Genomic DNA, 12,088 nt, shown 5'->3' on the forward strand with positions numbered 1-12,088 from the left:
CTGTATCGTGGCAAACGGAACGCAGACTTTTTGCGTGGGGCACGCTAGGAGGAGCCATGGTTGACTCTGCCCTTGCCCGGCCGGCCACGGTGTTGGTGGTCGATGATGACGCGGATATTCGCGAGTTGATAGTCGGTCAGTTGCGGCAGGAAAATTACCGGCTGCTTTCCGCATCCAACCTGATCGAATTGCGTCAGACCCTCCGTGAGGAGCCGGTCGATCTGATCGTGCTCGATCTCAATCTGCCCGATGGTGATGGGCTGTCGCTATGCAGGGAATTGCGGGCCGAAGGATCAGATGTGCAGATCATCATGGTAACGGCGCGCGGCAGCGCGATCGACCGGGTGCTCGGGTTGGAACTGGGCGCCGACGATTATCTGACCAAACCGTTCGAGCCACGCGAACTGTTGGTCCGTATCCGCAACCTGCTCCGCCGGTCGCGAAGCGAGCCGGTCCCGCGTAACGGAGCGATGCGCTATGCCCATTTCGGTCCGTGGCGGCTGGATTTGCAGCAACGCCGGCTGGTTGCGCCTGACGAGCGGCTGGTGATGCTCTCGTCTGCCGAGTTCCGCCTGCTGAACCGCTTCATCGAGGAACCAAATGTGGTGTTGGCGCGCGAAACCCTGCTGCCGGAAAGGCGCGCTACCGCGGCTTTCGATCGTTCGATCGACTTGCAGGTCAGCCGGCTGCGTCAGAAGCTGGCTGCGATCGCAGGTGGTGACGAACTGATCCTGACGGTGCGTGGCGAAGGCTATGTGCTGGCGAGCGGGGTCGATTATTCATGATCCAGCGGTCGGTTCAGCGGATACGCGCTTTCTTCGGGACGATGGCAGGGCAGATATTCCTGATCCTGACCGTCGGCATGTCGGTGGCTGCTATCATTGCCCTGCTGGTCGCGGAGCAGGCGCGCCATCATGATTTTGAACGCGTGCGGCGGCAGCGCGTGGTGGCCAGCGCGGTCGATATCGCTGCGCGCCTGCGTCGCGATCCTGCACAGGTCGAAACCATGATGGCCGCGCATAATATCTATGGCGCCTATCCTGCACCCGAAGGCGTCGCGATCAGCGAACCCGACGCCGATCTGGAAGCTGCGCTGAAGGAACGTTTCGGCCGGCAATCGCAACCGGAGGCTGGGCAGGTTCCGGTTGGTCTCTGCTTTCCTCCCCGGGAAAAGAAGGATCGCGCGGCGGGTCTGATCGATGCGCCAAGGCCCGATTGCTGGATCGTGCGCTACACCGATGCCAGCCATCGGCGGCGTGCCATGGCGCTCACCTTCCCGCGCATTGCCAAGCCGCCCAGCACGGTATTCAACCCTCTTTATCTGCTGGTGATTATCGCGGCATCGGCCGGTCTGGCGATATTGGTTGCGCGCTTCGTGTCCAAACCGCTCCGCCGCCTGGAACGTGCTGCCGAGGCATTCTCGCTATCACTCGATCCGGAGGAAATTCCGGCGACCGGGCCGGAAGAGGTGCGGGCGGCGCTTTCCACCTTCAACCTGATGCAGCGTCGTGCCCGCGCTGGCTTTGCCGAGCGCACGCAACTACTGGCAGCGATCAGCCACGACCTCCAGACGCCGCTCACCCGGATGCGGCTGCGATTGGAACTGGTCGATAATATCGAATTGCGTGACCGTCTGCTAGCCGACCACCAGGCGATGCAGACGCTGGTGCGAGAAGGGCTGGACCTCGCCAGCAGCACGGAATCGCGCGAGGACTGGTCGGTGATCGATGTCGACTCGCTTCTTGCCAGCATGGCCGAGGATGCGCAGGATCTGGGCCAGCCGGTACGCTTTTCGGGTGGCTGTGGCGGATCGGTGCGGGTAAAGCCCAATGCCCTTACGCGGTGCATCGCCAATCTGGTCGACAATGCCATCAAATATGGCGGAAGTGCGGAAATTGGCTGCGAGCGGGCCGGCGGCCGACTGCTGGTCCACATACGCGATCATGGTCATGGCATCGCTGCCGATCAGATCGATCAGATGTTCGAACCCTTCACCCGCGGGGCGAGCGGCCAGCCTGGCGGACGCCATGGCACCGGCATCGGCCTGACCATCGTGCGGTCGCTGGCCATGAGCTTCGAAGCATCGGTACGGCTGCGCAACGCGGAAGGAGGCGGCGTGATCGCCACCATCGATATGAAGGAATGACCTCAGGCCCGCAGGATAAGGCCCGTCATGACGAACAGCATGGCCATGGCGAGGCCCAGCTTCAACCATGCCGGGCGAAATGTCAGGCCAAGCATGATTACGCTTCCGATCAGCGGCAGCAAGCCGCACCAACTCACCAGTGCAACGCCGCCATTCCAAACCCGTGCGATGCTCAGCAGGGAGAGTGCGATCAGGCACCAGCCCAGCGGAGCCAGCACCGGCGCGATCGAAGGCTGGTGCCAAGGCCCGGCAAGCGTCCGACGATGGCGGTCCATGTTGGCCGCAAGCGTGAACAGGCCGAGATAGAGAAGGCCGATGGCGAGGATCATGCCGGCACCGTGCGGCTGCGTATTGGAACGGGCGCTCGTTTCGGCCGCAGCAAGCGCCGGATGACCGGCAGCAATGCGAGCGCAGTCGTCACTAGCATCAGGTTGATCGTCGTCATGAGTAGCCCGCCGGCCCAGATCGGCCCGAGCAGGGCGGTCGACAGGCAGGCGATGGCGAGTGCGCCGAGCAATGTCGGCCAGCCCATGGCCGGAGGCAGAAGCAGCCCGATCATCACGGCGGCACCTGTCGTCCAGAGCGCGGTCGATACTTCGGTTTCGGCTCGCGCGGCGCCGCCGAGCGGCAGCAGGCGGTTGGCCAGCAGGAAGGCTGCGGCACCAAGAGGGGTACCTGTCAACACACCGACATTCAACCGTTCGAGAATGCGATTGCCGATCGAGAGCGGAGTACGTTCGCGACGCTTGACGATCCAGAGGATCATGCCCGTGGCGATCGCCAGCGTCAGCATCGCGCCGCAGAGCAAATAGAGCCACCGGGTAAGCCATGGTGCGAACCGCGCCATGTGCAGGCCATAGACGGTCTGATATGTGCGGATGCCGGGCCTGGCTTCGGTCCAGGTCTTAAGCGTTTTGCCGTTCGCACCGTCGAAACTGATTTCGCCGGGCATATAACCGATAGCGTCGGCATCGGACGGATAGACGGTAACGACAGCGCCTTTGTCGCCGGGATTGAAGACATAGACCCGGCCGATCGGCGTGTTGCCGAAATGGCGCTGCGCCGTTGCCAGCATTGGCGCGATCGGGGCGAGCGGCGCCTCCTCTCCGATGGCGGGGCGCGTTAACGAGCCGGGGGTGAGGTCGGCATACATGGTCATCACATCTTCGCCATAAGCAGCCGTAATGCCCCAAGGCAGGTTGAGCGAGGCCAGCGTCAGCAGTCCGGTGAAGGTAATCATGATGTGGAAGGGTATCGCCAGCACAGCCAGCGCATTATGCCCGTCGAGCCAGCTGCGCTGCCGCTTGGACGGACGGAAGGTGAAGATGTCCTTGAAAATACGCTTGTGTGCGATGATGCCGGTGACGAGCGCGACCAGCATCGTCATTGCCGCCAGTGATGCCAGCAACCGCCCCCATGGATAGGGCAGTTCCAGTTCGAAATGGAGGCGATAGAAGAATTCGCCGCCCAGCGTTTCGCGCGCGACCGGCACGCCGGTCCGCGGGTCGAGAGCATGCGCCAGATATTTGCCGTCGCTGTCATAGGTCGCCTCCACCGTATTGGCGCGTCCGTCGGGAGCGGCAAGATACCAGCCTGTCGATCCGGTCGTATTATGTTCCAGCCAGTGTGTCGCAGCGAGAATCGCATCGGTGGGCGATGCCGTCGCTACCGTTTCCGGACGCATCCAGCGGCTGATTTCCGGCTTGAAAACGGTAAGCGTGCCCGTGAAGCACATAATGAAAAGGATATGGCCGAGCAGCAATCCGGTCCAGCCATGCAGCCAGGCCATGCACTGGCGCGCGCCGTCGCGGATCATGCCTGTCGCTCTGTTCATGCCGGCGCTCCCGCGAGCGAGGCGATCAGCGCTAACAGACCGGCCATCGTTGCCACGCCTGCAAGGGCGCGCCACGGGCCGCGTGCCAGAAAGGCCCAGACGGTCACGGCCGGTGCAGCGAGATAAGCGACCATCGTGCCGCTCGTCACCGCTTCCACTCTGCTCATCGGCAGGGTCCGGGCCAACATGGCCGCTAACAGCGCAGCGACCAGATAGGCACCCGCCGTCCCGGCCAGTATGCGCAGCGCTACATTGACGCGATAGCGCCATCCGTCCTGCCGTCGCTTCGTTCGGGCCTTCATGCCATCAATGCTCCACGCTCAGCCTCGCCAGCACATTGCGGGGCTCCCCGTAATAGGCCTGTCCCCACATCAGACTGTTGAGATGGCGGGTTTTGGTCACGTTGCGGACATGGTCGACGATGCGGATGCCTGCCATCAGTTCGAGTAATGCATAACCCTTCTGCCGATAGGTGCCGACAGTGGCGCGGATCGTATTCTGCCAGCGCAACTGGGCGCCCAGTTTCAGGTCGTTCAATTCGGGAGCGGCATAGGCGCTGGACAATTTCAGCGTCTGCGTCGGCAGCCATGTGCGCGTGTCTTTGCCGTCCGGATCTTCGATGCCGAGCCAGGTATGGCCGCCATTCAGCGACCAGTTATCGGCAATATGCTCTGCAAGCTCCAACTCGAATCCCCTGGGCGTGGTATCAACCCACGATAATAACTTTCATTCGCAGGACCAGCCCCATCCGCGCCGAATGTGCCGGCAAATTCGGCTAGGCCCTTCTGCTTGGCCCGAAGATGGATGCGTGGCGCAGAGCTCGCCGTTCAGCCATTCGCTCCTCACCTTGGCCTCGATGCTGGTGCCCTTGACAGGATCGAGGCGGAGTTTTTCACGTCGACGTCCGACGGGGATTATAGATGTCGGTGTGGCTGGCGTAGAGCAAGACATGGCCGTCATGTCGGCCAGGAGGCCGGCATAGGGGCTGAAGTTGCTATCCTTGCAATAGAGATCGATGCCATAGCTGTAGTCGGTCGATTTGAGTTCCATGGCGCTTGCCCGACAACGCCCTCATATTCCCAGCTATTGCGCTTGGCAGTAGACAGGCCGAAGGCCAGACTATGTTCGTGGCCGAACAGGCTGACCGGGCCGGAAGCATGGAAATCGCCCAGATATGGCTTATAGTCGGATGGATAGGACACCGGCCATACCATGGACCCAGACCGGTGACCGGATCGGGCGTGCCATAGGTATATAGCAGCATCACATTTTCCCCGAACCTCTTGTGGGAAGACGCCCTTTGCCGACCAGCGATTGGCAAAGCGAAAGGCGAGTTCCGCAAAAGCGACGGTGTCGATGTTGTCGTAATAGGTTCAGTCGGCCGAGGTCGAGTCCGCGTGCGGATAGGAAGCATGCATGCCGCCGCTGCTGTTTTCCTGGGTTGGATACTGCCCCATCATGAGGGCAAGCCTCTTCTCAAGCCTGCAAGGCTTTCCAGCCACTTATGAAATCGCGGGCAGCGGAACCGACCTGTGCGGCCGTGGTGCCGGGCTTGTAAAGGGCGGAGCCGAGGCCGAAACCGTTGGCACCAGCCTCGACCCAGGGATGCATATTGCCAGGGTTGATGCCACCCACGACGAGTACCGGAAGATCCTTCGGAAAAACCGCGCGTTGCGCCTTGAGGACTGCGGGGGTAGCGGCTTCCGCTGGGAAGAGCTTGAGCGCGGTGGCGCCATTCTGAATTGCGGCAAAGCCTTCCGTCGGCGTGAAATAGCCGGGCATAGAAATCATGCCGGCTTGAGTCGTCGCAGCGATGACGGCCGGATCGCTGTTGGGGGAGATGACCAGCTGCCCGCCCACATCCTGAACCTGTGCTACCTGCTTGGTCGTCAAAACGGTACCCGCGCCGACCAGCGCCTGTCCCTTGAATCGGCGCGCCAGACGACCGATGCTGTCGAGCGGGTCGGGCGAATTCATCGGTACTTCGATCAGGGTGAAGCCGGCGGCGACCAACTCGTCACCGATCGCCTCGACCTCAACCGGGCGGATGCCGCGCAGGATTGCTACCAGCGGGCAATGGGCAAAGGCGGTGGCGAAATCAAGACTCATGAAAAATACTCCCAAAAGCGGGTTACGCCGGCAACGAAGGCCGCATGGCTATCGACCAGCAACGGCGTGCCGCCCAGTTCAGTAATCGCGCGGCTGTAAAGAGCGCCCAGTGCCGGATCGGCAAGCAGATGGACCTCGCCCGTCCCGGCATGGGCGGAGCAGTCGGCGCCGATCAGCAAGCCGCTGACGAAAGACGCAGCGTCCGCACGATCGCGAAGATCCAGCAGGCTGGCGGGCCGCACGCCGAAAAGCGAAGCCAGCAGATCGCCACGGGCGCCTTCTCGCACACCTTGGGCAAAGGCGTCGCCGGGCGTCACTTCGCCAGTCATTTCCTGCCCGATCAGGGCGTGGTTCCTGAGCATCGCGAACATTTCGCCGGTCATGGCGGTCACGAAGCTGGACAATGTGCCGTCCTTCATCCACGCCCATTTGCAGTGAGTTCCCGGCTGGCACAGCAGTGCGTCGGCCGGGGCCATGCCGGCGGCGAGAGCGCCCAAAAGCTGCACTTCCTCACCCCGCATCACATCGCCATGCCCTTGCGCAACATGAGCCACGCCGGGAATGATGTATACGCCGTCAATCGGTTTGACCACCGCAGCAGCGAGCGCCTCCAGCGTAGCGGGGGTGCGGACATAGCCCGCATCCAGCCAGCCGCGATTGGAACCGACCATGCCGGCCAGCACCACCGGGGCGCCGTCATGGCGGGCGCGCAGCGTTGCGACTTCCTCTGCAAAGCCGCCAGATGGCACCGCAGTCACCCCGAGCGAATCCCGCTCGGTTTCGATGACGACGCCATGCTCAATCCTGTACACGCGGCGATTGGTCGTGCCCCAGTCGACCGCAATGAATGTCTGTTGCAACATATTTGTATGAGTATATCGAGATAGCGATTCAGGCAACAGTGCTGACAATCGAGCGGCTGCGATTGTTGGTTGGCGGTCGTATAAGGCGCTTCTCTGGAACGATCCGACCACATGGTCATGTTGCTTGTATAAAAGCAGCTGACCCGCCATGAATGGATCACGCAAAAATTGTGACTTGTTGGCCAGCGCAAATTTCTATGAATTCTCGCGACGTTCTGATTGAAACCTGTCTGTCGAGCTGGACAGGCTTTGAAAGCGGCAAACTTTCCGCTCGTGCGCTCAGTCAGTCTGCCGGTGTGGCAGTGTCGTCCATCTATCATCATTTTGGAAACATGGAACAATTATTCTATGTGGCGCATGAAAGGGCGCTACATTGGGCTGAGCAATGGTGCGCGGAACGACTGGACGATCTTTCGGCGCATACAGCAATCCCGCGACACCTCGGTCCGCTACTGGCGGGACTGATTGACGATTGGGCAAGGGACCAGAGGAAGGCGGCCATAGCTTGGCACGAATGCAGGCTTTCCGCTTCTCGCAATGAAATATATCGTCCGCTGGCTGCAAGATGGCAGCGCCTCTGGGAGGAGTTTTGGTCCAACCTGTGTGCCCGAATAGAGGAATCAGTCGCTGTCACTGCCGTGTCACGCTTTTTTGAAGGCGAAAGCTCTTTTCACCTCCTGGAATGGCGACGCTTGCTCGATCGGGCCGCGCTTGCGGAAAGCTGCGCCGGATGGCAGGCTTGGATGGAAGGGCGCTTGGCGCCTGCGAGTCCCTGGAGGGATCATGCCCGTGCGGAGGCGCAGAAAATATTGCCGCCGCTTGCGGACCGTGATCCCATTGTACGTCGGCTGTCCGAAGCGGCGGCCGATCTGATCAGCAGGAACGGCCCTTCAGGCCTGACCCATCGGGCGCTTGCGGATGCCGCCAATCTGTCGCTCGGCTCGGTTTCCAACAAATTGCGGTCGCGATCCGACCTTATGAATGCTGCATTTGAAGCTCTTTACCAGCGGATGGCGCCGGATGGTGTGGACATATGGGTGCGCCCGCCTTCCATGGACCGCGCTGACATGATCGCTGCGATCGCATGGGGAACGGTCGGCGACATGGAAAAGCTGCGGGGACATGACGAACTGCTGATGGCTTGCGTGCGTGATCAGGGATTGCGGCCTTTTGGTGCTCAGCTTCGCTACATGCGCGGTAGATCCAGCCAATATGTTCTTCCCGGACTGGTTGGAAGGCCGGCATCGGAAACGGATGCTGCCCTTTTCAGTAGCTTTATGGTTGGCGTGAAAAATTTTCACATGGCTGAGCCATCGTCTCCTATCCGAACAGCAGGTGTTGAATCCGATGTGCTTGATCTCATAAAGATATTGAATGATAATTAAAATAACGGACAATGTCTGGATTAATTCATTATGATAAATTGCAAATTTCGAAATTAGGAAGGTTTTCCATAAAATTTATCGGATATATTTGGGAAGAATATTCACAATTTGAGGTAGCTGTATACCTTTCCCAATTGCATGACGCAGTTTGTCATCCACGGTACGGTTGCAATTTCATCGCTATAGCGGCGGACGCCGGCTCGACCGGCTATGATGTTGATTTCGCCTTCAGGCTTGCAGGACCGAAGGGTGACGGGGTCAGTTGCGGCGATAGTGTCGACGGCGGGTTGATTTTGCCGGCAAGGACTTGGGGATTACAGTAATCGCTACCCGACGCCATTGGAGCATATCCATTTCCGATGTCGGCAGGAGTTTTGGTGAAGCTTCTTTCCAGGACCGGTAATTCGCCGTCGCTGGCATTGATTGCCATGTCAGCAATCCTTCCGCTATGTTTGGATCCCGGAGACTGGCGCCATGCGGCAGGGTTGTTGGCCAATTTAGTGGAAATTTTCGGTGTCCAGCGCCATAAGACGATAGGGTCTGTCCGGACATGTATCGACATGGCGCAAGAGATGCGCCAGAAATGCGCCATGCCGATCCACCGGAGTTGCAATATGTCCCCCAGTTTCAAGATGCTGCGTTTGTTGGCCTGCGCCACATTACTGTCGACCTCTGCTCTTGCGACGGTAGCGCCGGGCGATGCGCCGCAGTTCGACGTCCAACGGGTCGTGACCGACATCAAGACGCTGGCAAGCGACGAGTTTGAGGGACGTGGTCCCGCGACACGCGCCGAAGTCAAGACGATCGACTATATCTCCGCGCAGATGAAGGCGGCGGGTCTCAAACCTGCGGGTAACAAGGGCAGTTGGCTCCAGGATGTACCGTTGCGCATGTCGAACATTACCGGCACGCCGAGCCTGTCGATGACGGTCGGCGGCGTGGCGCAGCCTCTGGCGCAGGGTAGCGAGATTGCGGTACGCGCGGCAGAGACGGGCCAATCGTCGGTCAATTTCGCCGACTTGCCGCTGGTTTTCGTGGGCTATGGCGTCAAGGCGCCCGAACGGGGATGGGACGACTTCAAGGGCGTCGATCTCAAGGGCAAGATCATGGTCGTGCTGGTCAACGATCCGGATTTCGAGGGCGGTGAGGGCGATTTCGGCGGCAAGCTGATGACCTATTATGGCCGCTGGACCTACAAGTATGAAGAAGCGGCGCGGCAGGGTGCGGCCGGCGTGCTGGTCGTGCATGAGAGCGAGCCCGCTTCCTATGGCTGGGCCACGGTCAAGAACAGCAACACCAACACCATGTTCGACATCGTCCGCGCTGATCCCAAGGCAGCGCATACCCAGATGGAAGGCTGGATCCAGAAAGATCTGGCCGCCAGGTTGCTGGCCGCGACGGGCGTGGATTTCGAGGCCGCCAAGGCAGCCGCGCGCAAGAAGGACTTCAAGCCCATTCCGCTCAAGGCAACCATGAGCGCTGATTATGCCGTGAAGTCAGAGATCATCACCTCGCACAATGTCGCAGGGCTGGTGCAGGGCAGCAAATATCCCGATGAAACCGTGATTTATTCGGCGCATTGGGACCATCTGGGTATCGGTGCACCGGATGCGAAGGGCGACACCATCTATAATGGTGCGCGCGACAATGCGTCGGGGACCGCGGCGCTGCTGGAACTGGCTCGCGCTTATGCCAAGGGGCCGAAGCCCGAACGCAGCATATTGTTCCTGGCAGTGACGGCCGAGGAAAAGGGGCTGCTCGGTTCCGAATATTACGCCGACAATCCGCTGCGTCCGTTGGCGACGACGGCGGGCGTCGTCAACATGGACGGGCCGTTCGGGGTCGAGAAGACAACCAACTTCAGCATTTCGGGTGCCGCGAAACTGGACCTGTTGACGATGCTGACCGAGGAAGGCGAGAAGCTGCAGCGGCATTACACGCCTGACGCGCGGCCGGAGGCGGGCAGCTTCTACCGGTCGGATCATTTCCCGATGGCCAAACGTGGCGTTCCCGCGATCTCCTTCAATCCGGGGCGCGAACTGGTCAATGGCGGTGCTGCGCGCGGCAAGGAACTGGGCGACATCTATACCCGCGACCGCTATCACCAGCCGGCTGACCAATATGACGACAGCTGGGATACGAGCAGTTGGGCCGGCGACCTGACCCTGCTCTACAATGTCGGGCGTCGGATTGCCGATGGTCATGCCTGGCCGAACTGGTCGACCGACAGCGAATTCCGCGCGGCACGGGACGCCAGCGCGACGCAGCGCAGATAAGGTTGCGCGCCTGCGGTCGCTACAATGGCGATCGCAGGCGCAGGCGCAGTCGAAGTTGGGGAGATGGGGATGAAGCGCGTGGTCCGTATGCTCACCATATTGCTGGCGCTGATCGTCGCGCCGGTTGCGCTGGCGCAGAGCCAGTACAAGTTGCTGGTCCTGTCCATCCCTAACAAATATCATTATGAATATATTCCGGTCGCGCGGGATAGTCTGGAGCGGCTGGCCAAATTGCATGCGTTCGAGTTTACCTGGGCGAACCGGGCGGACGTCTTCAATGGAGATCTTAGTCAATATGCGGCGGTGATGTTCCTGAATACGCCAGGTGAAGAGCTGAACCCGGCTCAGCGCAAGCGGTTCGAAGATTATATGCGGGCAGGCGGTAACGCGATCGTCGTGCATCGCGCGGCAATCACACCACCCAATGACTGGGTCTGGTATGAGAAGATGGTGGGCCGCAGCTTCGTGATCCATCCGATGTTGCAGACCGGCGTCGTGACGGTGACGGACAAGGGGTTCCCCGCGACTTTCGGGGTGCCGGATCGATGGATATGGAGCGACGAATATTATGTGCTTTCCAATCCCTATAATGTCCGTATCAATCCTGTGCTCAATGTTGATGAGAGCAGCTACGATCCGACGAAGATCTGGCCGGGACAGGTGTCCAGGCCGATGGGCCGTGAACATCCGGTCGCTTGGTATCACGGCTACGAGAAAGGCCGGGTATTCGTGACGACACTGGGCCATAACGTGGAGATGTATCGCGACCCGCAATATCTTTCCCATCTGATGGGAGGGATATATTGGGCCGCGACAGGTCTGGGGCAGCAGCAGCGTTGATGGGTCTCTACCTATTCCCTTGATCCTGGCGTGCTGCCGTAGCGGGCATAGAGGGTAGGCAACAGGAACAGGGTCAACATCGTCGCCGAGATCAGGCCGCCGATGACCACCGTGGCCAGCGGTTTCTGCACCTCCGCCCCGGCACCGGTACCTAGCGCCATCGGCACGAAGCCCAGACTCGCAACCAGCGCGGTCATCACCACCGGGCGCAAACGTAGGATCGCGCCTCTGCGCGCGGCCTCGACCCGATCCACGCCGTTGCCCATCAGGTCGTGGATCGACGAAACCATGACGAGTCCGTTGAGGACGGCGATGCCCGACAGTGCGATGAAACCGACCGCTGCGGAAATGGAGAAATCCATGCCCCGCAGAAACAGCGCCAATACGCCGCCGACCAGCGCCAGCGGTACCCCGGTGAACACGATCACGGCATCGCGCACCGATCCCAGCGCACCATAGAGCAGCAGCAGGATCAGGATGAAGCACGCCGGGATCACCAGTTGCAACCGCTCCCGCGCGGAGGCGAGATTTTCGAACTGGCCGCCCCATTCGAGATAGCTGCCGGCGGGCAGGCGGACCTGCTCGGCGATACTGGCCTGCGCGTCCTCGACAACGCTCGCTATGTCGCGTCCCCG

14 protein-coding genes are annotated in these 12,088 nt (G+C 60.6%); 5 read left to right on the forward strand and 9 right to left on the reverse strand.

Translation table 11 applies throughout. From position 1 onward, the window contains the following. Positions 1-56 precede the first annotated feature (56 nt). Complete coding sequence (locus VMR39_RS21095; protein ID WP_325418772.1) at positions 57-785, forward strand: response regulator transcription factor; 729 nt, start codon at positions 57-59, stop codon at positions 783-785. Continuing rightward, on the forward strand, positions 782-2,146 hold the full coding sequence (locus tag VMR39_RS21100) for an ATP-binding protein (RefSeq protein WP_325418775.1): 1,365 nt from the start codon (positions 782-784) through the stop codon (positions 2,144-2,146). Before VMR39_RS21095 ends, VMR39_RS21100 begins: the two co-directional genes overlap by 4 nt. Before the next feature lie 2 nt (positions 2,147-2,148). Here VMR39_RS21100 and VMR39_RS21105 read toward each other — a convergent pair whose 3' ends face one another. The 7 genes from VMR39_RS21105 to VMR39_RS21135 all read right to left on the reverse strand — a co-directional run bounded on the left by VMR39_RS21105 (position 2,149) and on the right by VMR39_RS21135 (position 6,952). Further along, positions 2,149-2,475, reverse strand: a complete 327-nt coding sequence (locus VMR39_RS21105) for a DUF3325 domain-containing protein (RefSeq protein ID WP_325418777.1) — start codon at positions 2,473-2,475, stop codon at positions 2,149-2,151. Beyond that, entirely contained in the window at positions 2,472-3,980 is a 1,509-nt protein-coding gene (locus VMR39_RS21110; protein ID WP_325418779.1) for a PepSY-associated TM helix domain-containing protein, read from the reverse strand. Before VMR39_RS21110 ends, VMR39_RS21105 begins: the two co-directional genes overlap by 4 nt. Beyond that, entirely contained in the window at positions 3,977-4,282 is a 306-nt protein-coding gene (locus VMR39_RS21115; RefSeq protein ID WP_325418781.1) for a ketohydroxyglutarate aldolase, read from the reverse strand. Before VMR39_RS21115 ends, VMR39_RS21110 begins: the two co-directional genes overlap by 4 nt. 4 nt (positions 4,283-4,286) lie before the next feature. After that, positions 4,287-4,664 (reverse strand): hypothetical protein, encoded by a 378-nt coding sequence (locus tag VMR39_RS21120; RefSeq protein ID WP_325418783.1) that lies wholly within the window; start codon positions 4,662-4,664, stop codon positions 4,287-4,289. Positions 4,665-4,706: 42 nt separating this feature from the next. After that, entirely contained in the window at positions 4,707-5,030 is a 324-nt protein-coding gene (locus VMR39_RS21125; protein WP_325418785.1) for a hypothetical protein, read from the reverse strand. 426 nt (positions 5,031-5,456) lie between these two features. Next, positions 5,457-6,089 (reverse strand): 2-dehydro-3-deoxy-6-phosphogalactonate aldolase, encoded by a 633-nt coding sequence (locus VMR39_RS21130; protein WP_325418787.1) that lies wholly within the window; start codon positions 6,087-6,089, stop codon positions 5,457-5,459. Then, positions 6,086-6,952 (reverse strand): 2-dehydro-3-deoxygalactonokinase, encoded by an 867-nt coding sequence (locus VMR39_RS21135; protein ID WP_325418789.1) that lies wholly within the window; start codon positions 6,950-6,952, stop codon positions 6,086-6,088. The genes VMR39_RS21130 and VMR39_RS21135 overlap by 4 nt, the downstream gene beginning before the upstream one ends. 197 nt (positions 6,953-7,149) lie before the next feature. On the opposite strand from VMR39_RS21135, the gene VMR39_RS21140 reads away from it, so the two are divergent. Beyond that, positions 7,150-8,337 (forward strand): TetR family transcriptional regulator, encoded by a 1,188-nt coding sequence (locus tag VMR39_RS21140; RefSeq protein ID WP_325418791.1) that lies wholly within the window; start codon positions 7,150-7,152, stop codon positions 8,335-8,337. Between the two features lie 208 nt (positions 8,338-8,545). Here the strand turns inward: VMR39_RS21140 and VMR39_RS21145 are convergent, their stop codons facing one another. Further along, positions 8,546-8,767 (reverse strand): hypothetical protein, encoded by a 222-nt coding sequence (locus VMR39_RS21145; protein ID WP_325418793.1) that lies wholly within the window; start codon positions 8,765-8,767, stop codon positions 8,546-8,548. Positions 8,768-8,951: 184 nt separating this feature from the next. Here VMR39_RS21145 and VMR39_RS21150 point away from each other — a divergent pair, with 184 nt between their 5' ends. Continuing rightward, positions 8,952-10,613 carry a M28 family metallopeptidase gene (locus VMR39_RS21150; protein WP_325418795.1) on the forward strand — a complete coding sequence of 554 codons (1,662 nt, stop codon included), beginning with the start codon at positions 8,952-8,954 and terminating at the stop codon, positions 10,611-10,613. Positions 10,614-10,682: 69 nt separating this feature from the next. Next, a complete protein-coding gene (locus tag VMR39_RS21155; RefSeq protein WP_325418797.1) occupies positions 10,683-11,453 on the forward strand; it encodes a ThuA domain-containing protein in 771 nt (256 codons plus the stop codon). Between the two features lie 11 nt (positions 11,454-11,464). On the opposite strand, the gene VMR39_RS21160 is transcribed toward VMR39_RS21155, so the two are convergent. After that, on the reverse strand, positions 11,465-12,088 hold a 624-nt coding region (locus VMR39_RS21160), incomplete at its 5' end, for an efflux RND transporter permease subunit (RefSeq protein ID WP_325418799.1).

Source organism: Sphingobium sp., assembly GCF_035511395.1.
Lineage (GTDB): Bacteria > Pseudomonadota > Alphaproteobacteria > Sphingomonadales > Sphingomonadaceae > Sphingobium.